Source organism: Enterobacter cloacae complex sp. SHL001 (genome assembly GCF_049236825.1).
Classification (GTDB): Bacteria; Pseudomonadota; Gammaproteobacteria; order Enterobacterales; family Enterobacteriaceae; genus Enterobacter; species Enterobacter hormaechei_C.
In genome coordinates this window covers 223,372-242,847 of the sequence record NZ_JBMKIP010000001.1, presented here as the reverse complement: position 1 = coordinate 242,847, position 19,476 = coordinate 223,372, and the positions used below count along the sequence as shown (strand labels likewise).

Below are 19,476 nucleotides of genomic sequence, written 5' to 3'. Positions count from 1 at the left end.
TGTGAACTATGTTAAATATTCTGATTCAGGAAACGGATCTGTTTTTTCAGGCTGGGCTACAGAGCTTTTTCGACGATTTTTTTAAGCATAACTTTCATCGCTCCATCACATTTCACCTGGCGCTGACCAATGAAAACGTCAGCCAGGCCGATATTATTGTTCTTTCATTATGTCAGGGGGAAACGCTGACCTGTTTTCCGGAGTTACTGGCCCGGCAAAAAGGAATTGTGATAGGTCTCGTCGACGATGAGCTGCGTTTTTCGGCGCTGCCTTCCTGCTTTCAGGACATTATTTTTCTTCCGCGCCGGGCGTCGCTTGATCGTATTAGCGGCGTTCTGTTTATCGCGTGGTTCAGGACGCAATTACCAGGTTACACGTTGAATAAAAAGACCTGTTTCGACTGCCAGCATAAAGGGTTATCCCGGCAACAGATTCGTATTATGGTCAATTTTTACCGGGGGCTGTCGGTGGTGCAGACCGCGAACGCGTTGAAGATGAGCGAAAAAACGGTCTTTACCCATAAATATATGATGATGCAGAAATTTAATCTGCGAAGCGATTACGAGCTGATCGTACTGTTGAGAAGGCTGATGGAGAAAAAGAGCCGTCCGAACCTGCTTCGCGATTACCTGGAAAATAATTATGCACAACAGATAACGTAAAACAGCAGCGGATAGCGGGCCGGGCAGCGATAGCCGCCACCCGGCAATGCATTTAAACGTTAACCGCAGCGATCAAACGCGTCTTCATGGTCTGGTACGCGGAAGCCGCAAAATCCTCCGCCCAGCGCTGGTCCTCGATCGCCTCCAGCTGCACGGCGCAATATTTCGTTTCCGGCGTTCTGGAGATCGGGTCGAGATTATCCTGCGTCAGCTCATTACAGGCGCCAATCCACCACTGGTAGGTCATATAGATTGCTCCCGCATTGATGCGCTCGCTGATGCTGGCGCGGGTGATCACTTTACCCCGGCGTGAACGTACCCAGACCAGCTGGCCCTCGGCAATCCCCCGTTCATCCGCATCGGCCGGGTTCATTTGCACCCGGCCCGGCTCGTCGGCCAGGCTTTGCAGCGCCGCGCAGTTCCCGGTCATTGAGCGACAGGAGTAGTGACCCACTTCGCGCACCGTGCACAGTACCAGCGGGTAATCCGCATCCGGTGTCTCCGCCGGGGCGCGCCAGGGGGCGGCAAATAGCTGTCCTTTGCCAGTAGGGGTGTCGAACTGATTATCCTTGTACAGGTAGGGGGTGCCGGGATGATCGAGGGATGGGCAAGGCCACTGCACATGGCCCATCTCGCCCATTTTTTCGTAGGTCACGCCGTAGAAGAGGGGGCACAGCTCGCGCATTTCGTCCCAGATCTGCTGGTTATCCTCGTAATGCATGGGATAGCCCATCTCCGTGGCCAGCAGGCTGATGATCTCCCAGTCGCGCTTCACGTTGCCGCTGGCCTCAATGGCTTTGCCGAAACGCTGGAAGCCGCGATCGGCACAGGTGAACACGCCGGCGTGTTCTCCCCATGAGGTGGCAGGGAGCAGCACGTCAGCCACCTCTGCCGTTTTGGTCATAAAGATGTCCTGAACCACCACAAAATCGAGCGCCTCAAAGCCGCGGCGGACCAGCCCCAGATCGGCTTCTGTCTGAAGCGGATCTTCCCCCATGATGTAATACGCTTTGATCTTTCCTTCCAGCGCGAGATGCGGCACTTCGGTGATACGCGTCCCGACGCGATCGTCCATCCGGTTGACATTGATTTTCCACGCATCGGCAAATTTCAGTCTGACCGCCGGGTCAGTGACGTCCTGGTAGCCGGGGAACATATTGGGCAGAACGCCCATATCGCAGGCACCCTGAACGTTATTTTGCCCGCGAACCGGACCCACGCCGACGGCAGGGCGGCCCAGGTTGCCGGTCAGCAGCGCCAGGCTGGAGAGACCTTTCACCACATCGACCGCCTGACCAAACTGCGTGACGCCCATCCCCCACATCACCGTTGCTGAAGGCGCCGCTGCGAACATGCGCATTGCCTGACGAACATCCCGCGCGCGGATCCCCGTCAGATGTTCAACCTGCTCGGGTGCGTAATCTTTTACCGTCAGCCGGTACGCCTCAAGCCCTTCTGTAAAGCGGGCAACGTAGTTTTTGTCGTACAGTTCCTCTTCCAGCAGGACATAGCCAAAGGCATTGACCAGCGCCATGTTACTGCCATTTATTAGCTGAAGATGAAGATCGGCAATGCGTGCCGTTTCAATATGACGCGGATCGCAGACGATGATTTTAGCGCCATTTTCACGTGCTTTAAGCACACGTCGGGCGACGATGGGGTGAGAGTCGGCGCAGTTATAGCCGAATACCAGCAGGCATTTTGAGTTTTCAATATCGTTAATGGAATTGCTCATGGCGCCGTTGCCGAGGGTCTCCTGTAAACCGGCAACGGACGGACCGTGACAGACGCGGGCGCAGCAGTCGACGTTGTTAGTATTCAGCACCGCTCGGGCAAATTTTTGCATCACATAGTTGGTCTCATTGCCCGTTCCCCGTGAGGAACCCGTAGTCATAATGGACCGAGGGCCATACTGTTCTTTGGTGCTTTTAAGCCTGTGAGCGGTATAGCGAATGGCCTCTTCCCAGGTAACAGGGGTAAAGGCCTCGCCTTTGCTGTAGCGGATCATGGGCTGCGTCAGACGGGGGGTAAGCAGCCGTGTGTCGTTAAGAAAGTCCCAGCCGTAGAACCCTTTCAGGCAAAGCGTGCCCTGATTGGTTACGCCATCAGCGGCTTCGGCACGGATAATCCGGTTATTTTTAACGACGAGGTTTAGTTTGCAGCCTGCACCGCAGTAGGGGCAGACGCTGGCGATTTTTTTCATCAATAACAGACCTGTTAAGAAATGAAGCAATGTTTACTGGAAAGCCCAGTCCCTTAGCGGACTAAGCAGGATCCATGCCACATTCAGCGTTCTTGATTAACAGGGCGTTAGAGGAGAGAGGGTGTGTCATCGTCAGTCTGTTCGTCAGAATTGACGATGACACGCTATCCGTAGGGATGGGGGAGGCGTTAAAGATCGTCCATGGTGTAACCGACGACAATTTCCAGCGTCTTGCGGATCACATCCGCCTTAACGACATCGTCGGTGGATTCCAGCGCCTGGATTAGCCAGAGAATGATCGCTTTGTTGGTCAAATGACCTTCGGAAGCGAGAACACAACGGACCGCAGTCGAAAAAATGGCAGACTCTTCAGCAAAGCGATCGCCTGCGTGACGGAAATACTCCGACAACGCGCTATCTAAAAAGGCCGAGTGGTATTCGGGTTGAAGCTGAATATTTTGTCTCATTTGTTCTCACCGTAGCTGTAAAGTTGTAGTCAATGTATCTTTTTAGGATCGGACGGTTTTCCATTTCCAAATAACGGCACTACATTGTCTCGGTTATTTTTGAGAGATCCCTCTCTCTGTATTCGTCCTTGTGCGGTTCTGCGACCTTTAAAAGCGAGCGTACCAGAGCTGATTTCAGCTATCACTCGCGCTAATGTCTCCCGCCGCTGGGGATCCGTTTCATATGCTTGCATGTTACGCAGACGCTGAACCAATCCCTCGGTCGTCACGGGACCGCGCTCCTTCAAAAGTGAAAGAGCGGCTTCTCCAATAAGCTGGTCGATCAGTCTGTCCGCATCACTGCTGTTCATGACATTAACGTTCGAAGAGCAGGCCAAGAAGCATGTGATAATGATGTTCCTCTTCCGGGCCATTGGCCTTTTCAAGGCGACTCAACAGTTTTGTGCAGAGCGATTTGCGATTCAGATTTCGCCCGTCGCTAAGAATTTCAACAACAACCTGACCCAATGTTTCCTGTTGGGTTGGAAGCGCGGCTTTTTCGAAATACTGCGCAATCGCTGTTGCCGAGTCTGCGAGGTGTCCGTTCTGCTGCATGTTTCGCTCCTGTAAATTTTCGTAATCAGTAACGTTACATTTAAGGTATACATAATTTTCAAATCTGTACATTTAAAATGTACAATTTTTTAAAGATTTTATTATATATTTTATAAAATCATTATTTATCAAGTGCTTATTCTTATACGATTTACTGCGGGATTCACAAGATATATTGTACAATCCGAAGCGGCGTTGCAGAGTTGTACAAGCCCGTAAATGACGCAAAAAAGCCGTGTAAATCGTTGAGATGTAAATTATTTGTTGGGCAATTAATGTGCTATAACAGAGTTCTCCCCACGTGTTTTCGTGGTCACCCCCTCAATCTTCAGGATTAGCATGCTCACAACCATCATTTACCGCAGTCATATCTGCGAGGACGTTCCAGTTAAAGCGCTGGAAGACATGGTCGCTGCTGCAAATTGTAGAAATCGCCAGTTCGATGTTACGGGGATTTTGCTGTTTAACGGCACACACTTTTTTCAGTTACTTGAAGGGCCCGCTGATAACGTTAAGGAGATCTATGAGCTCATCTGCCGTGACCCACGGCATCACAACGTGGTCGAATTATTAAGCGATCACGGGCCTTCAAGACGTTTTGGCAACGTGGGTATGGAGCTCTTTGACCTTCGTCAGTACGATACCGACGAAGTGCTGCAACAGGTTCTTGATAAAGGCACAACCCGCTATCAGCTGACCTATAACGATCGCGCCCTGCAATTTTTCCGCACCTTCGTTGAGTCTACTGAAAAAGCCAACTACTTTGAGCTGCCTCCGGCTGACGCCTGGGAATTTGTCACCGAAAACACGCCGTTATCCACCCAGCCGACGGTAGTGGCAAAGGGCGCGGACTGTAGTTTTGCGTTTCAACCTATTGTCGATCCGTTTATGCAGCAGGTGGTTTCCTGGGAAGCCCTGATCCGCACGCCGTCCGGAGAGTCGCCGGAAAGCTATTTTGCCAACCTGTCGCGTGAGGCACTGTACGAATCGGATCTGAAGAGTAAGCAGGTGGCTTTGTCGATGGCCAGCGCGCTGGGCCTACAGACTCAAACGTTGTCCATCAATCTGCTGCCGATGACGCTGGTCAATGTTCCTGGCGCCGTCGATTTTTTACTGACGGCAATTGAGGCGAACGGTTTTGTGCCGGAGCAAATTGTGGTCGAGTTCACCGAGAGCGAGGCGATCTCGCGCTTTGAAGAGTTCACCAGCGCGGTCAGACAGCTTAAAAGCGCCGGGATCAGCGTGGCCATCGATCACTTTGGCGCGGGATTCGCCGGTCTGCAACTGCTGGCCCAGTTCCAGCCGGACAGAATCAAGATCAGCCGTGATTTGATTGCCAACGTACACAAGAGCGGCCCGCGTCAGGCTATTATTCAGGCGATCATTAAATGCTGTGCGTCTCTGGAAATTCTGTTCTGTGCGGTAGGCGTAGAGCTGGCTGAAGAGTGGATGTGGCTGGAATCTGCCGGGGTTTCTCAGTTCCAGGGACACCTTTTCGCCAGCCCGCGTCTGGGGGGCGTTCCGGCGATTGCCTGGCCTGATAAAAAGTACGATTTATAAAAACCTGTACGTAACTGTTAAGAGTAACCTGTACGTACGGCGAAATTTATACAACAATACATTAACGAGTGAGTGGTTCATTGAGCCATTCACTTGTCTCAGAACGAGGAGTTAGTTATACAAATGATTTGTACAATCTGATAAGGTTGGTTTGGTTAGGTATGGAAGTAATGTGCGTGAGGGAGTTAATGGCCTATTACAGTATCGGCGAAGTGGCCGAACGATGCGGTATCAACCCCGTTACGCTGCGTGCCTGGCAGCGCCGTTATGGATTGTTGAAGCCGCAGCGAAGCGAAGGGGGTCATCGTCAGTTTGACGATGAAGATATCCTGCGTATCGAAGAGATCAAGCGCCTGATGAAAACGGGTGTTTCGGTCGGTAAAGTAAAAGCGCTTCTTGAAAATACAGAAGTGATGACTCAGGGTAACTGGGCATCGTTTCAGGAAGAGATGTTAACCGTTCTGCGCTATGCCAGCCCGGCAAAACTGCGTGCCAAAATCGGCGAATTCCGCCGGGACCATGCGATGGATGTTCTGATAGATAACATCATCACCCCTGTGCGGCAGCGAATGAACCAGGACCAGAATACGGTGCGCCACATGGCGAGCCTGCTGGACGGTGTCCTGATTGAGTTTGCTGTTGCAAGCCTGGGTGAGTCGCGAAAAAAAGCAGGTAAGGATGCGCTGCTGATTGGGTGGGAGTGCGACGACCGTACGCATTTGTGGCTGGAAGCGGCCCGTCTTGCCTACAAAGGCTGGCATATCGACGTGCTGGCTGAGCCGATTGACTCTCCACGTCCTGAACTCTTCCCCGGGCAAAAAATCTTCGTCTGGACCGGTAAAGCGCCTACGCCTCGTCAACAGGAGCAGCTCGACCACTGGCGTGAACAGGGTTTCGCCGTTTCGTTCCATCACTGATGTTAAGGGGGCCAACGGTAAACCGCCAGTGCGGGATTTTGCCTTCTGGCGATACGACAGGGATATCCGCGAAGATGCATAGCATCAGTACCCCTGTCATATCGTCGGTTTATTCCATCATCAGGTTGTCTGAAATATTCATACTGGCCACGGATTCAACTTTCCACACGCCATCTTCCTTGACCATGCAGTCAATCACGGTGTGATCCCGCTTTTTGCCGAATGAGATATAAACCTGCATACAGGCGGCATCGTAATCCAGCGCCCGCGCACTGACGATGCCCCAGTCATCTTCATATCCCTGAGCCTTGATGAACATATCGACGTCAGGCACGTCATATTCATCTGGATCCAGCTTATCCATGGCTTTGAGTTTGCTGATAGTTTCGCGGGTTACATATGGCCTCAGCGCTTCATAGTTTTTCAGGGGCTCTTTCCCGATAATAATTTGCGAGATGTACCACTTATTAAACTGAAGGGCAGCGGATACCTCAGGGGGGAACTTCTGTGCAGCGGATGCGAGAGTGGGCAGAAGCAGGATCGCCAGAATTATTTTTTTCATGTCAGTCATGCCTGTAAATTGCATATGCTGGCTTTAATTCCCGGTATTCCTTTCCCGGATACATAGTTCGCTGAACAAAATCAGAGTACCAGACGCCGTTCCCACCATAGATGCAAGCGTGGCCATATGGGTGGTGCGCAGTGGGCTGGATCACCGCCACATCGCCCTCAACAGGCTCACCGTAAACCTGGTGGAAACCCGCCAGAATTAAATTGCTTTTCATATCCTTAGCATAATGTGTGTTCTGTAGATTAGCACCGCCGGCGCGAATGGATTTCGAAACAAATTCTGCACATCTTTTCTGGCTATACTGACCTGCATGCTGGCGAGCATGAACTGCGGCTTTATGGGCATTCCACATAATTTAATCCCTTATTGAATAAATGGTTAACAAGGGAAACATTACGCCGAAAAGGGATGAGTTTATGTAATTAATCATGATCGGAATTTAACCACTATCAGACTGATAAATAATGGTTAACTTTTCCATCAAACGTCTTTATGCGCGCCCAGGTAAGGCAAAAAAGGATTAAAAAGAACCTGTCTTAAGGGGGAGGCATACGTAAAAAATGTATATGGTGCCTGCGCGTACTTTAGCTATCTTAAAAATAGGTATTTCCAATACAATTTTTATCATTGCCCGTCACCTTACCGCCTTTCTTATGAAATGCATTATTTATCAATGCATTGAACAAATCTAACCATCCCATCCGCATCCCGTCACAGGGTCTATGCTTAATGAAAGTAGCCAAAAAGGGCGGTTTAGCCCAAAGCCCCTGCTCGCAGGGGGTTGAAGTGATAATCGTTATCACTAACATGGTGTTATGCCCTGGTGGCTTATCAGATGAGGTGGACCTATGGAACTGCATTCAGAAACCTTCAATCCGGCCGATTTTGCCTGGCGTGGTTTAACGCTGACGCCCGCGGCGGCGGCGCATATTCATGAGCTGGTGGCAAAAAATCCCGACATCCTCGGCGTACGCTTAGGCGTTAAGCAGACTGGCTGCGCGGGATTTGGCTACGTGCTGGACACCGTAACCGAACCTCAAAAGGACGATCTGGTCTTTGAAACCGACGGTGCAAAGTTATACGTCGCGCTACAGGCGATGCCGTTTATCGATGGAACCGAAGTCGACTACGTTCGGGAAGGTTTAAACCAGTTATTCAAATTTCATAACCCGAAAGCCCAGAACGAATGCGGCTGCGGCGAAAGCTTTGGGGTATAGGCGGTACTATGTCTCGTAATACTGAAGCAACGAGTGATGTAAACACCTGGAGCGGCGGACACCTCAACTATAAAGAGGGTTTCTTTACGCAGCTGCAAACCGATGAGCTGGCGAAAGGCATCAACGAAGAGGTCGTGCGCGCCATTTCGGCGAAACGTAACGAGCCGGAGTGGATGCTGGAGTTTCGTCTGAGCGCATTCCGCGCGTGGCTGGAGATGGAAGAACCCCACTGGCTGAAAGCGCATTACGATAAGCTGAACTATCAGGATTATAGCTACTACTCTGCGCCCTCCTGCGGCAGCTGTGATGACACCTGCGCCTCGCAACCCGGCGCGGTTCAGCAAACCGGCGCGGAGAACAGTTTCCTGAGCAAAGAAGTTGAAGAAGCGTTTAATCAGCTCGGCGTGCCCGTGCGCGAAGGCAAAGAGGTGGCGGTAGACGCCATTTTTGACTCCGTCTCGGTGGCAACCACCTACCGTGAAAAACTGGCGGAGCAGGGGATCATTTTCTGTTCCTTTGGTGAAGCCATTCACGATCACCCCGAGCTGGTGAAAAAGTATATTGGTACCGTGGTGCCGAGTAACGATAACTTCTTCGCGGCACTGAATGCGGCGGTGGCGTCAGACGGTACTTTTATCTACGTGCCGAAAGGCGTGCGCTGCCCGATGGAGCTCTCGACCTATTTCCGCATCAACGCGGAAAAAACCGGCCAGTTTGAACGCACCATCCTGGTGGCCGATGAAGGCAGCTACGTCAGCTATATCGAAGGGTGCTCCGCTCCTGTGCGTGACAGCTACCAGCTGCACGCGGCGGTGGTGGAGGTGATCATCCATAAAGATGCGGAAGTGAAGTACTCTACGGTACAGAACTGGTTCCCGGGCGACGGCAACACCGGTGGTATTCTGAACTTCGTCACCAAACGCGCGCTGTGCGAAGGCGAAAACAGCAAAATGTCCTGGACGCAGTCAGAAACCGGCTCCGCCATTACCTGGAAATACCCGAGCTGTATTCTGCGCGGCGACAACTCCATCGGTGAGTTTTACTCCGTGGCGCTGACCAGCGGTCATCAGCAGGCCGATACCGGCACCAAGATGATCCACATCGGTAAAAACACCAAATCGACCATCATCTCCAAAGGGATCTCTGCCGGTCACAGCCAGAACAGCTATCGCGGGCTGGTGAAAATCATGCCGACGGCAACCAACGCGCGTAACTTCACCCAGTGTGACTCCATGCTGATTGGCGCGGACTGCGGGGCGCATACCTTCCCGTATGTCGAATGCCGCAATAACAGCGCCCAGCTTGAGCATGAGGCAACTACGTCACGTATTGGTGAAGATCAGCTTTTCTACTGCCTGCAACGCGGGATCAGTGAAGAAGATGCGATTTCAATGATCGTTAACGGCTTCTGTAAGGACGTGTTCTCTGAACTGCCGCTGGAATTTGCCGTTGAAGCCCAGAAACTCCTCGCCATTAGTCTTGAACACAGCGTCGGTTAAGGAAAGCACATGTTAAGCATTAAAGATTTACAGGTTAGCGTGGAAGAGAAAGAGATCCTGCGTGGCCTCAATTTTGACGTCAAACCGGGTGAAGTTCACGCCATCATGGGGCCAAACGGCTCCGGGAAAAGTACGCTTTCAGCGACGCTGGCAGGACGCGAAGATTATGAAGTTACCAGCGGCTCCGTTGAGTTTAACGGCAAAGATCTGCTGGAGATGTCGCCGGAAGAGCGTGCCGGCGAGGGCATCTTTATGGCCTTCCAGTATCCGGTGGAAATTCCGGGCGTCAGCAACCAGTTCTTCCTGCAAACCGCGCTGAACGCGGTGCGCAAGTATCGCGGCCTTGAGGCGCTGGATCGCTTTGACTTCCAGGATCTGATGGAAGAAAAGATTAAGCTGCTGAAAATGCCGGAAGATCTGTTGACCCGCTCGGTAAACGTGGGTTTCTCCGGCGGTGAGAAGAAACGTAACGATATTCTGCAAATGGCGGTTCTGGAACCGGCGCTGTGCATTCTCGATGAGACCGATTCAGGGCTGGATATCGATGCCCTGAAGATCGTTGCCGACGGGGTGAACTCCCTGCGTGACGGCAACCGCTCATTTATCATCGTGACTCACTATCAGCGAATTCTGGATTACATCAAACCGGACTATGTCCACGTGCTTTACCAGGGACGCATTGTGAAATCCGGTGACTTTACGCTGGTTAAACAACTGGAGGAGCAGGGTTATGGCTGGCTTACCGAACAGCAGTAATGCACTTCAGCAGTGGCACCGGCTGTTTGAAGCGCAGGGTGGAGCGCGCTCTGAACAGGCTCAGCACCATCTCCAGCAGATGCTGCGTCTCGGTTTACCGACGCGTAAACATGAGAACTGGAAATATACCCCGCTGGATGGCCTGCTGAACGGCGAGTTTGTCACCCGTCTGGCGCAGGTCAGCCCCGATCAGCGCGACATGCTGGCGCTGAGCGTGGATGCCGTGCGTCTGGTGTTTGTCGACGGTCTGTTCCGTGCGGAGCTGAGCGACAGCGTGCAGGAGAGCGGGTTCGATATCGTCATTAACGATGAACGTCAGTCGCTGAACGCGCCCGTTCAGCCTGAAGTCTTCCTGCACCTGACAGAGAGCCTGTCGCAATCTGTCACCCATATTCGCGTTAAGCGTAACCAGCGCCCGGCGAAACCGCTGCTGCTGATGCATATCACCCAGGGCGTTGAGGGTGATGAGATTAACACCGCCCACTATCGCCACCATCTTGAGCTGGCAGAAGGGGCGGAGGCGACGGTGATCGAGCATTACGTCAGCCTTAACGACACCCGTCATTTTACCGGTTCGCGTCTGACGATGAACGTGGCGGCCAATGCCCAGCTGCACCACATCAAGCTGGCGTTTGAGAATCCGCTCAGTCACCACTTCGCCCACAACGATATTCTGCTGGGCCAGGATGCCGCGGCGTACAGCCACAGCTTCCTGCTTGGCGGCGCGGTGCTGCGCCATAATACCAGCACCCAGCTGAACGGTGAGAACACTACACTGCGTATTAACAGCCTGGCGATGCCGGTGAAGTCAGAAGTGTGCGACACGCGCACCTGGCTTGAGCATAACAAAGGCTACTGCAACAGCCGTCAGCTGCACAAAACCATCGTCAGCGATAAAGGACGTGCGGTGTTTAACGGCCTGATCAACGTGGCACAGCACGCCATCAAAACTGACGGGCAGATGACCAACAACAACCTCTTGCTGGGGCGTCTGGCAGAGGTGGACACCAAACCACAGCTGGAAATTTATGCGGACGACGTGAAATGCAGCCATGGCGCGACGGTCGGGCGTATTGACGATGAGCAGATGTTCTACCTGCGCTCGCGCGGGATAGACCAGCAGGCCGCGCAAAAGATGATTATTTACGCCTTTGCGGCTGAGCTGACGGAAGCGCTGCCCGATGGCGGACTTAAACAGCAGGTGCTGGCCCGTATCGGTCAGCGGCTGCCTGGAGGCGAAGCATGACATTTCCCGTAGAGAAAGTCCGGGCAGATTTTCCGGTACTGACCCGTGAAGTGAACGGTCTGCCGCTGGCCTATCTCGACAGTGCGGCCAGCGCGCAAAAACCAAATCAGGTGGTGGATGCGGAAGCCGAGTTTTACCGCCACGCTTATGCGGCGGTACATCGCGGGATCCACACCCTGAGCGCCGAGGCGACCCAGCGCATGGAAAACGTGCGCACGCAGGTTGCGGCCTTCCTCAACGCGCGTTCGCCGGAAGAGCTGGTATTCGTGCGCGGCACCACCGAAGGGATCAACCTGGTGGCTAACAGCTGGGGCAATGCGCAGGTGCACGCGGGGGATAACATCATCATCACCCAGATGGAGCACCACGCCAACATCGTGCCCTGGCAGATGCTCTGTGAGCGTGTGAGGGCGCAACTGCGGGTGATCCCCCTGAATGAAGACGGCACGCTCCAGCTGGAAAAGCTGGACGCCCTGCTGGACGACAGAACGCGGCTGGTGGCGGTGACCCACGTTTCAAACGTGCTGGGGACGGAAAATCCGGTGTCGCTGATCGTCGATAAAGCTCATCAGGTTGGTGCGAAAGTGTTGATTGATGGCGCCCAGGCGGTGATGCACCATGCGGTTGACGTTCAGGCTCTGGACTGCGATTTCTACGTCTTCTCCGGGCACAAGCTGTATGGCCCGACGGGCATTGGCGTGTTGTATGTGAAAGAGGACATTCTCCAGGCCATGCCGCCGTGGGAAGGGGGCGGGTCAATGATCGCCACCGTCAGCCTGACGGACGGCACAACCTACGCCCGTGCGCCCTGGCGCTTCGAGGCGGGTACGCCCAACACGGGCGGGATCATCGGGCTGGGCGCGGCCATTAGCTACGTCTCTGAAACGGGGCTGGCGGCGATTCAGGAGTACGAACAGCAGCTGATGCATTATGCCTTGCAGGAGCTGGCCAGCGTCCCGGAACTGACCTTATATGGCCCTGCTGACCGTCTGGGTGTGATAGCCTTCAACCTCGGCAAGCATCACGCCTATGATGTAGGCAGTTTCCTTGATAATTACGGCGTCGCCGTACGTACCGGGCATCACTGCGCGATGCCGCTGATGGCGTATTATCAGGTACCGGCTATGTGCCGCGCATCGCTGGTGATGTACAACACAACGGAAGAGGTCGACAGACTGGTGGCGGGACTAAAACGTATTCACCAGCTGCTTGGCTAACGGAGAGGCGAGAGATGGCAGATTTGCCGGACAGAGATAAATTGCTGCGCAACTTTGGGCGTTGCGCGAACTGGGAAGAGAAATACCTTTATATTATCGAGCTGGGCCAGCGCCTGCCGCCGCTCAGCGAAGAGGCGCATAACCCGGACAACATCATTCAGGGCTGCCAGAGCCAGGTCTGGATCCTGATGCAACAGACGGATGAAGGCGTAATTGAATTACAGGGTGACAGCGATGCCGCCATTGTGAAGGGGCTTATTGCCGTCGTATTTATTCTTTATCACCAGATGTCGGCGCAGGATATTGTCGCCTTTGACGTTCGCCCGTGGTTTGAAAAAATGGCCTTAACCCAACACCTCACCCCGTCCCGATCCCAGGGGCTGGAAGCGATGATCCGCGCCATACGCGCCAAAGCCGCAATCCTTAGCTAAACTGACAGAACAGCATTCATTCTGTTTCGCGAGGTGGTTTCCACCTCGCTGGTTTTTCAGCTTTCTGACGTTTGGTCAGTGAATAAGGAATCTCAGCATGAAGCGCGCATCTCTAATAACTCTATTACTCCTTGGTTCGCTCAGTGCTGTTAATTCAGCCTGGGCGGTTGATTATCCTTTACCGCCCGCAGGCAGCCGCCTGATTGGGCAAAACCAGACATACACCATTCAGGAAGGTGACAATAAACTTCAGTCTATCGCTCGTCGCTTTAATACCGCCGCACAGCTGATCCTTGAAACCAATAATACCATTGCTCCGGTGAACCCTGCGCCAGGAACGGTCATTACCATCCCTTCCCAGATGCTACTGCCGGACACCGAGCGTGAGGGCATTGTGGTGAATCTGGCGGAGCTGCGTCTTTACTTCTATCCGCCTGGCGAAAATATCGTGCAGGTCTATCCGCTGGGCATTGGTCAGCTTGGGCTGGAAACACCGGTCAGCACCACCCGTGTGAGTCAGAAAATCCCTAACCCTACCTGGACCCCCACTGCGGGCATCAGAGCGCGCTCACTGGCCCAGGGCATTAAACTGCCGCCTGTGGTACCCGCAGGGCCAAATAACCCGCTGGGGCGCTTTGCGCTTCGTCTGGGTATCGGGAATGGGGAATATCTTATTCACGGCACCAGCGCGCCGGACAGCGTAGGGTTGCGGGTCAGCTCGGGTTGTATGCGAATGAATGCGCCGGATATCAAAGCGTTGTTTGAGCAAGTGCGCGTCGGCACGCGGGTGCAGATCATCAATGAGCCGGTGAAGTTCTCCGTCGAGCCGGACGGCAAACGTTATATCGAGGTGCACAGGCCGCTGGCGCAGGCTGAGGGCGAAAACCCACAGACGGTGCCGTTCACGCACTCGGCGGCGTTCACCGCCTTTGCAGCGGAGTCAGGTAGCGATAAAACGCAAATCGACAAGGCCCTGGCGCGCAGAGCGGGGATCCCGGTTGCCGTGTCAGCAGGCAGTGGTTCTTCAGCCAGCAATTCTGTCCTGTCGGTACAGAACAGTCGTGTCTCAGCGGCGGTGGCGGAAGGCGAGGGAGAGAAAGCGCTTCAGTAGAGGTTTGACGAAGGCAAAAAAAATGGCGCACAATGTGCGCCATTTTATTAACAGGTACTATTACTTACGGTATTTAGTAGCCTGGTTGTCCAGACGCTGGTTAGCGCGAGCTGCGTCGTCTTTAGCAGCCTGAACGTCGGAACGCATTGCGTTCACGTCGTTGCTCAGCTGGTCAACTTTAGCGTTCAGAGTCTGAACGTCAGAAGACAGCTGATCGATTTTAGCGTTGCTGGAGCAACCTGCCAGCAGAGTAGAACCCAGGATTACCGCGCCCAGTACCAGTTTAGTACGATTCATTATTAATACCCTCTAGATTGAGTTAATCTCCATGTAGCGTTACAAGTATTACACAAAGTTTTTTGGGTTGAGAATATTTTTTTGATGGGATTACGCCTATTTTTGATCGTTCGCTCAAAGAAGCAACGAAATCGGCAATTTTGACGAAAAAGCTATGTTAAAAAAGGCATTTTTCATCGGATTCATCTTAGATAAATCGCGATTAAATAGAAAAACCCGATTTGCTTTTTGAATAGTTCTGGTTAAAGGCGGGAATAAAAAAAGCGCCCCGAAGGACGCTTTTTAACAAAACAATAATTTGTTCGTGAAATATTACAGCACGTGGACAGATGCAGTGTTGGTGGTGCCGCTTGGAACCAGCGCGCCAGAAACCATAACCACCACGTCGCCTTTCTGGGCCAGGCCACAATCAACCAGTTCCAGAGCCACTTCTTTACCCAGACGATAGAAATCATCGGTAGAGGCAATCTCTTTCACCAGGTGTGGGATCACACCTTTGCTCAGCACCAGCTGACGCGCGGTAGTTTCGTTGGTGGTCAGCGCCAGAATGGTCGCATCCGGGAAATATTTACGCACGGCACGCGCAGATTTACCACCCTGGGTCGCCACGACAATCAGTGGGGCTTCCAGTTTCTCAGCGGTTTCTACCGCACCACGGCACACGGCTTCGGTGATGCGCAGTTTACGGCTGTCATTGTTGTAATCCAGACGGCTTTTCATCACGCGGTCGGTACGCTCACAGATGGTCGCCATGATGCCGACCGCTTCCAGAGGGTATTTCCCTTTTGCAGATTCGCCAGACAGCATAACGGCATCGGTACCGTCAAGGATGGCGTTTGCTACGTCGCCTGCTTCAGCGCGGGTAGGGCGTGGGTTTTTGATCATGGAGTCCAGCATCTGCGTTGCGGTGATAACCACTTTACGCGCGCGAACACATTTCTCGATCATCATCTTCTGCGCGAAGATCACTTCTTCAACCGGGATTTCAACGCCCAGGTCGCCACGCGCTACCATGATACCGTCAGACGCTTCGAGGATTTCGTCGAAGTTGTTCAGGCCTTCCTGGTTTTCGATCTTGGAGATGATCTGAATGTTCTCGCCGCCGTGCGCTTTCAGGTGCTCACGGATCTCAACCACGTCAGAACGTTTACGGATAAAGGAGGCAGCAACGAAGTCCACGCCTTGTTCGCAGCCGAAGATCAGGTCTTGTTTGTCTTTTTCAGCCAGCGCTGGCAGAGCAATGGACACACCCGGCAGGTTAACGCCTTTGTTTTCGCCCAGATCGCCGTTGTTCAGCACTTTACAGATAACCTTGTTACCTTCGATCGCGGTCACTTCCATGCCGATCAGGCCGTCATCCACCAGCACGGTGTTGCCAACGGACAGATCGCTGGTGAAGCCTTCGTAGGTCACGGCAACGATTTCGTTATTACCTACAACGGATTTGTCGGTGGTGAAGGTGAAGGTCTGGCCCGCTTTCAGGGAAACGTCGTTACCGCCTTCCAGTTTGATGGTGCGGATTTCAGGACCTTTGGTGTCGAGCAGGATTGCCGCTTTTTTCCCGGTCTTGCTCATCACGTTGCGCAAGTTCTGGATACGCTGACCGTGTTCAGCATAGTCGCCGTGGGAGAAGTTCAGACGCATCACGTTCATGCCGGCATCCAGCATTTTGCTCAGCATCTCTTCGGATTCGGTTTTCGGGCCGATAGTACAAACAATTTTCGTCTTTTTCATGACAGTCTTAGTCTTTAAGTTGGGAAGGATATGGAAATCTCGCTCCGGGGGCGCACCGCCGCGGAGTCAAACCTGTGTTGCGAAAGAGTATATGACACGCACTAAGAATAGGTGACATCAAATGAGCGTGCAGAAGAAAGTGTGCCTGAGTGCCAGCCCAACGAAGTAGAGGAGAAGTTGTACGTTGTTTTTTGTATTCCAAGCGCTGAAACCATTCACCAGGGATTTGGCGCGCATTATACGCTGATTTACAGTAAAAAGGAAAATGGAAACAGCGTTTCAAAACAATCTGTGCAGATTCACATAAGTTTGTTATCAAGGCGTTAAGGTCTAATGTCATCTTATGACGGCAGGCGCAACGCCCGCCGTTTTTTGCTCACTTTTCCAGCGCCTGCTGAAGGTCGGCGATCAGATCCTTCGCATCCTCAATCCCCACCGACAGGCGGATAAGCTGCGGCACAATACCGTTTGCAAGACGCTGCGCCAGTGGTATGGAGGCGTGGGTCATGCTGTAGGGCTGGCTCACCAGACTCTCCACACCGCCCAGACTTTCCGCCAGGGTAAAGAGCGTAAGATGACGGATCACCTCTGTCGCGCGTTGCGCATCGCCTTTAATCACAACGGAGATCATGCCGCCCGGCAGCGCCATTTGTCTGCGTGCCAGCGCATACTGGGGATGTGACGCCAGCCCGGGATAGAACACGCGGTCTACCTGCGGATGCTGCTCCAGCCATTGCGCAATTGCCAGTGCGTTGGCGCTGTGCTTCTCAACGCGCAGTGAGAGGGTGCGAATCCCCCGCAGCGTCAGGAAACTGCTGAACGGATCCAGAACGCCGCCAACCGCGTTTTGCAGATAGCCCAGACGCTCCGCGAGATCCTTATTTGCCCCGACAACAGCCAGCCCGGCAACCACGTCTGAATGACCATTGAGATATTTAGTGGCGGAGTGGACCACTATGTCGAACCCCGCCTCCAGCGGCCGGTGAATGACCGGGGAGGCGAAGGTATTATCCGCCACGCTGATCGCATTATGGCGCCGGGCAATGTCCGCGATGGCCTCCAGGTCGGCCAGTTTCAGCAGCGGGTTCGTCGGCGTTTCCACCCAGATCATGCGGGTGTCCGGGCGAATGGCGGCCTCAAGTCCGGCTACATCGTCCGGCTTAACCCAGCTCACCTGTAACCCGGTGCTGCGTTTGCGCACGTTTTCGATCAGGCGATACGTACCGCCATACACGTCGTCAATGGCGACGATATGGCTGTCTTTATCCAGCAGTTCGAGCACGGTGGAAATGGCCGCCAGCCCTGACGCGAAAGCGTACCCTCGCGTGCCGCCTTCCAGTTCGGCGATGGCGGTCTCCAGCGCGTGGCGGGTTGGATTGCCGCTCCGGGAGTATTCGTAGCCGGTATGTTCACCCGGTGCCGGTTGCGCAAACGTCGACGTGGCGTAAATTGGCGGCATCACGGCGCCGTGCGGGTCGTGATACTCACCGCTGTGAACGCTGAGGGTGGCCAGGTTTTTCATCTTTTGCTCCTTTTATTTTGTCAGGCGGTTACGCCAGGCGGTGAGTACGTCACTGCGTGTGATCAGACCCAGAAAGCGATCTTCGTCATAAATAATCGCCACCAGGCCACGGTCAAAGATGGCGTACAGGGCGCTCTCCGGGGCCTGCTTATCCAGATATTCGACCTGACGCGTCATGGCTGCCGTCACGGGGAGTGAGAAGCGATCGGCATCTCCCCCGATGTGTCGCAGCAGGTCCCACTCGTCAATGATGCCGACGACCTTGTCGTTATCGAGCACCGGCAGCTGGGAGATGTCGTACAGGCGCATGCGGGCCAGCACGGTGGAAAGCGTGTCGTCCGGGGCGGCAGTCACCGTCGCGCCTTCATCGTGGCGCAGGGCAATATAGTCCGAGAGATCGCCTGCCTGCGGACGCGAAATCAGCCCCTGCTGGCGCATCCAGTCGTCGTTGAACATCTTCGAGAGGTATTTATTGCCGCTGTCGCAGGCGAAGGTGACCACACGTTTTGGCGTAGTCTGCGCCTGGCAATATTTCAGCGCCGCCGCCAGCAGCGTGCCGGTGGAGGAGCCTGCCAGGATCCCTTCCGTTTTTAGCAGATCGCGGGCGGTGGTGAACGCCTCGCGATCGGTAATGCGCCAGGCGCGGTTAACCCCTTCGATGTGCGCCAGCGGAGGGATAAAGTCTTCGCCAATCCCCTCAACCAGCCACGATCCGGCATCGTGATGGCGTCCGTTTTCAACCTGGTCCGCCAGCACCGACCCGGCCGGATCGGCAAGCACAAATTCCGTCTGCGGCGAATGTTCTGCAAACCACGCCTGTAAGCCACCCAGCGTACCGCCGGACCCCACGCCGACGACGATGGCATCGATCTGGCCGTCAAGCTGTTCAAACAGTTCCGGTGCGGTAGTGGTGCGGTGCGCTAGCGGATTGGCCGCGTTATTGAACTGATCAATATAAAACGCGCCTGGCAGTTCGTTCGCCAGCCGCCGGGCATAATCCTGGTAGTAGGCCGGATGCCCTTTATTCACATCTGAACGGGTCAGCACGACATGCGCCCCTAACGCGCGCAGGTGGAAAATCTTCTCGCGGCTCATTTTGTCCGGCACCACCAGGATCAGCGAGTAGCCCTTCTGCGCCGCAATCAACGCCAGCCCCAGGCCGGTGTTCCCCGCCGTGGCTTCAATAATGGTGCCGCCGGGTCGTAGCTGGCCCGTACGCTCGGCTTCATTAATCATCGACAACGCGACGCGGTCTTTAATCGAGCCGCCGGGATTCTGGTTTTCCAGCTTCAGAAACAGCGAGCAGGGGCCGGTGTCCAGCTTGTGCAACTGGATGAGCGGCGTACGGCCAATCAGTTCGGTGACGGAGTGGTAAAGCGTCATGGTCATGTCCTGTGAAGAGGTGATGACCGGATGATAGAACCATGAAATTTTCTCAATAAAGAACCTTTCACTGAGTTTTAGAACGGAAA

21 protein-coding genes are annotated in these 19,476 nt (G+C 53.9%); 10 read left to right on the top strand and 11 right to left on the bottom strand.

Features of this window, described 5'->3' with window-relative positions; all coding sequences use genetic code 11:
* Positions 1-8: 8 nt before the first annotated feature.
* Positions 9-662: a helix-turn-helix transcriptional regulator gene (locus tag ACOTYH_RS01280; protein WP_015570713.1), complete on the top strand. Its 654-nt coding sequence runs from the start codon at positions 9-11 to the stop codon at positions 660-662.
* Positions 663-714: 52 nt separating this feature from the next.
* Here ACOTYH_RS01280 and fdhF read toward each other — a convergent pair whose 3' ends face one another.
* From fdhF to ycgZ, 4 genes are all read right to left on the bottom strand, one after another.
* A complete protein-coding gene (fdhF, locus tag ACOTYH_RS01275) occupies positions 715-2,865 on the bottom strand; it encodes a formate dehydrogenase subunit alpha (protein WP_032653316.1) in 2,151 nt (716 codons plus the stop codon).
* 188 nt (positions 2,866-3,053) lie between these two features.
* Positions 3,054-3,332 (bottom strand): biofilm/acid-resistance regulator YmgB/AriR, encoded by a 279-nt coding sequence (locus ACOTYH_RS01270; RefSeq protein WP_032653318.1) that lies wholly within the window; start codon positions 3,330-3,332, stop codon positions 3,054-3,056.
* Between the two features lie 29 nt (positions 3,333-3,361).
* Complete coding sequence (locus ACOTYH_RS01265) at positions 3,362-3,682, bottom strand: hypothetical protein (RefSeq protein WP_045892962.1); 321 nt, start codon at positions 3,680-3,682, stop codon at positions 3,362-3,364.
* Between the two features lie 4 nt (positions 3,683-3,686).
* Positions 3,687-3,926, bottom strand: a complete 240-nt coding sequence (gene ycgZ / locus ACOTYH_RS01260) for a regulatory protein YcgZ (RefSeq protein WP_017384632.1) — start codon at positions 3,924-3,926, stop codon at positions 3,687-3,689.
* A gap of 339 nt (positions 3,927-4,265) precedes the next feature.
* On the opposite strand from ycgZ, the gene ACOTYH_RS01255 reads away from it, so the two are divergent.
* Entirely contained in the window at positions 4,266-5,486 is a 1,221-nt protein-coding gene (locus tag ACOTYH_RS01255) for a diguanylate phosphodiesterase (protein WP_032670065.1), read from the top strand.
* Positions 5,487-5,674: 188 nt separating this feature from the next.
* Positions 5,675-6,403 carry a MerR family transcriptional regulator gene (locus tag ACOTYH_RS01250; RefSeq protein ID WP_015570709.1) on the top strand — a complete coding sequence of 243 codons (729 nt, stop codon included), beginning with the start codon at positions 5,675-5,677 and terminating at the stop codon, positions 6,401-6,403.
* A 109-nt stretch (positions 6,404-6,512) separates the two neighbouring features.
* Here the strand turns inward: ACOTYH_RS01250 and ACOTYH_RS01245 are convergent, their stop codons facing one another.
* Together ACOTYH_RS01245 and ACOTYH_RS01240 are read right to left on the bottom strand one after the other, a co-directional pair.
* On the bottom strand, positions 6,513-6,965 hold the full coding sequence (locus ACOTYH_RS01245; protein WP_017384630.1) for a DUF3828 domain-containing protein: 453 nt from the start codon (positions 6,963-6,965) through the stop codon (positions 6,513-6,515).
* 1 nt (position 6,966) lies between these two features.
* The gene (locus ACOTYH_RS01240; protein WP_032653321.1) at positions 6,967-7,326 is read right to left on the bottom strand and encodes a hypothetical protein; all 360 of its coding nucleotides are present in this window, start codon (positions 7,324-7,326) and stop codon (positions 6,967-6,969) included.
* 496 nt (positions 7,327-7,822) lie between these two features.
* Here ACOTYH_RS01240 and sufA point away from each other — a divergent pair, with 496 nt between their 5' ends.
* The 7 genes from sufA to ldtE all read left to right on the top strand — a co-directional run bounded on the left by sufA (position 7,823) and on the right by ldtE (position 14,451).
* Positions 7,823-8,191: a Fe-S cluster assembly scaffold SufA gene (gene sufA / locus ACOTYH_RS01235; protein WP_017384628.1), complete on the top strand. Its 369-nt coding sequence runs from the start codon at positions 7,823-7,825 to the stop codon at positions 8,189-8,191.
* Between the two features lie 8 nt (positions 8,192-8,199).
* On the top strand, positions 8,200-9,690 hold the full coding sequence (sufB, locus tag ACOTYH_RS01230; RefSeq protein ID WP_003857739.1) for a Fe-S cluster assembly protein SufB: 1,491 nt from the start codon (positions 8,200-8,202) through the stop codon (positions 9,688-9,690).
* 9 nt (positions 9,691-9,699) lie between these two features.
* Entirely contained in the window at positions 9,700-10,446 is a 747-nt protein-coding gene (sufC, locus tag ACOTYH_RS01225; protein WP_003857736.1) for a Fe-S cluster assembly ATPase SufC, read from the top strand.
* Positions 10,421-11,692 carry a Fe-S cluster assembly protein SufD gene (gene sufD, locus ACOTYH_RS01220; RefSeq protein WP_015570707.1) on the top strand — a complete coding sequence of 424 codons (1,272 nt, stop codon included), beginning with the start codon at positions 10,421-10,423 and terminating at the stop codon, positions 11,690-11,692. Before sufC ends, sufD begins: the two co-directional genes overlap by 26 nt.
* A complete protein-coding gene (gene sufS, locus ACOTYH_RS01215) occupies positions 11,689-12,909 on the top strand; it encodes a cysteine desulfurase SufS (protein ID WP_421637512.1) in 1,221 nt (406 codons plus the stop codon). The genes sufD and sufS overlap by 4 nt, the downstream gene beginning before the upstream one ends.
* Positions 12,910-12,923: 14 nt before the next feature.
* Complete coding sequence (sufE, locus tag ACOTYH_RS01210; protein ID WP_017693566.1) at positions 12,924-13,340, top strand: cysteine desulfuration protein SufE; 417 nt, start codon at positions 12,924-12,926, stop codon at positions 13,338-13,340.
* Between the two features lie 97 nt (positions 13,341-13,437).
* A complete protein-coding gene (ldtE, locus tag ACOTYH_RS01205) occupies positions 13,438-14,451 on the top strand; it encodes a L,D-transpeptidase LdtE (RefSeq protein WP_032648093.1) in 1,014 nt (337 codons plus the stop codon).
* Positions 14,452-14,511: 60 nt separating this feature from the next.
* Here the strand turns inward: ldtE and lpp are convergent, their stop codons facing one another.
* The 5 genes from lpp to ACOTYH_RS01180 all read right to left on the bottom strand — a co-directional run bounded on the left by lpp (position 14,512) and on the right by ACOTYH_RS01180 (position 19,387).
* On the bottom strand, positions 14,512-14,748 hold the full coding sequence (gene lpp, locus ACOTYH_RS01200) for a murein lipoprotein Lpp (RefSeq protein ID WP_001082307.1): 237 nt from the start codon (positions 14,746-14,748) through the stop codon (positions 14,512-14,514).
* 312 nt (positions 14,749-15,060) lie between these two features.
* Positions 15,061-16,482: a pyruvate kinase PykF gene (gene pykF, locus ACOTYH_RS01195; protein ID WP_015570703.1), complete on the bottom strand. Its 1,422-nt coding sequence runs from the start codon at positions 16,480-16,482 to the stop codon at positions 15,061-15,063.
* Positions 16,483-16,489: 7 nt separating this feature from the next.
* Complete coding sequence (locus ACOTYH_RS01190) at positions 16,490-16,822, bottom strand: hypothetical protein (RefSeq protein ID WP_418235933.1); 333 nt, start codon at positions 16,820-16,822, stop codon at positions 16,490-16,492.
* A 36-nt stretch (positions 16,823-16,858) separates the two neighbouring features.
* Complete coding sequence (locus tag ACOTYH_RS01185) at positions 16,859-18,004, bottom strand: trans-sulfuration enzyme family protein (protein WP_032648094.1); 1,146 nt, start codon at positions 18,002-18,004, stop codon at positions 16,859-16,861.
* A gap of 12 nt (positions 18,005-18,016) precedes the next feature.
* Positions 18,017-19,387, bottom strand: a complete 1,371-nt coding sequence (locus tag ACOTYH_RS01180) for a pyridoxal-phosphate dependent enzyme (RefSeq protein WP_047735033.1) — start codon at positions 19,385-19,387, stop codon at positions 18,017-18,019.
* Positions 19,388-19,476: the final 89 nt, after the last annotated feature.

Coding starts and splice junctions, on each gene's coding strand:
- ldtE (WP_032648093.1), top strand. CDS start 13,438: ATGAAGCGCGCATCTCTAATAACTCTATTACTCCTTGGTTCGCTCAGT.
- ACOTYH_RS01240 (WP_032653321.1), bottom strand. CDS start 7,326: ATGTGGAATGCCCATAAAGCCGCAGTTCATGCTCGCCAGCATGCAGGT.
- ACOTYH_RS01270 (WP_032653318.1), bottom strand. CDS start 3,332: ATGAGACAAAATATTCAGCTTCAACCCGAATACCACTCGGCCTTTTTA.
- ACOTYH_RS01185 (WP_032648094.1), bottom strand. CDS start 18,004: ATGAAAAACCTGGCCACCCTCAGCGTTCACAGCGGTGAGTATCACGAC.
- ACOTYH_RS01245 (WP_017384630.1), bottom strand. CDS start 6,965: ATGAAAAAAATAATTCTGGCGATCCTGCTTCTGCCCACTCTCGCATCC.
- sufD (WP_015570707.1), top strand. CDS start 10,421: ATGGCTGGCTTACCGAACAGCAGTAATGCACTTCAGCAGTGGCACCGG.
- lpp (WP_001082307.1), bottom strand. CDS start 14,748: ATGAATCGTACTAAACTGGTACTGGGCGCGGTAATCCTGGGTTCTACT.
- ACOTYH_RS01180 (WP_047735033.1), bottom strand. CDS start 19,387: ATGACGCTTTACCACTCCGTCACCGAACTGATTGGCCGTACGCCGCTC.
- ycgZ (WP_017384632.1), bottom strand. CDS start 3,926: ATGCAGCAGAACGGACACCTCGCAGACTCGGCAACAGCGATTGCGCAG.
- fdhF (WP_032653316.1), bottom strand. CDS start 2,865: ATGAAAAAAATCGCCAGCGTCTGCCCCTACTGCGGTGCAGGCTGCAAA.
- ACOTYH_RS01190 (WP_418235933.1), bottom strand. CDS start 16,822: ATGACATTAGACCTTAACGCCTTGATAACAAACTTATGTGAATCTGCA.
- sufC (WP_003857736.1), top strand. CDS start 9,700: ATGTTAAGCATTAAAGATTTACAGGTTAGCGTGGAAGAGAAAGAGATC.
- ACOTYH_RS01255 (WP_032670065.1), top strand. CDS start 4,266: ATGCTCACAACCATCATTTACCGCAGTCATATCTGCGAGGACGTTCCA.
- sufB (WP_003857739.1), top strand. CDS start 8,200: ATGTCTCGTAATACTGAAGCAACGAGTGATGTAAACACCTGGAGCGGC.
- sufA (WP_017384628.1), top strand. CDS start 7,823: ATGGAACTGCATTCAGAAACCTTCAATCCGGCCGATTTTGCCTGGCGT.
- ACOTYH_RS01280 (WP_015570713.1), top strand. CDS start 9: ATGTTAAATATTCTGATTCAGGAAACGGATCTGTTTTTTCAGGCTGGG.
- ACOTYH_RS01250 (WP_015570709.1), top strand. CDS start 5,675: ATGGCCTATTACAGTATCGGCGAAGTGGCCGAACGATGCGGTATCAAC.
- sufS (WP_421637512.1), top strand. CDS start 11,689: ATGACATTTCCCGTAGAGAAAGTCCGGGCAGATTTTCCGGTACTGACC.
- sufE (WP_017693566.1), top strand. CDS start 12,924: ATGGCAGATTTGCCGGACAGAGATAAATTGCTGCGCAACTTTGGGCGT.
- pykF (WP_015570703.1), bottom strand. CDS start 16,482: ATGAAAAAGACGAAAATTGTTTGTACTATCGGCCCGAAAACCGAATCC.
- ACOTYH_RS01265 (WP_045892962.1), bottom strand. CDS start 3,682: ATGAACAGCAGTGATGCGGACAGACTGATCGACCAGCTTATTGGAGAA.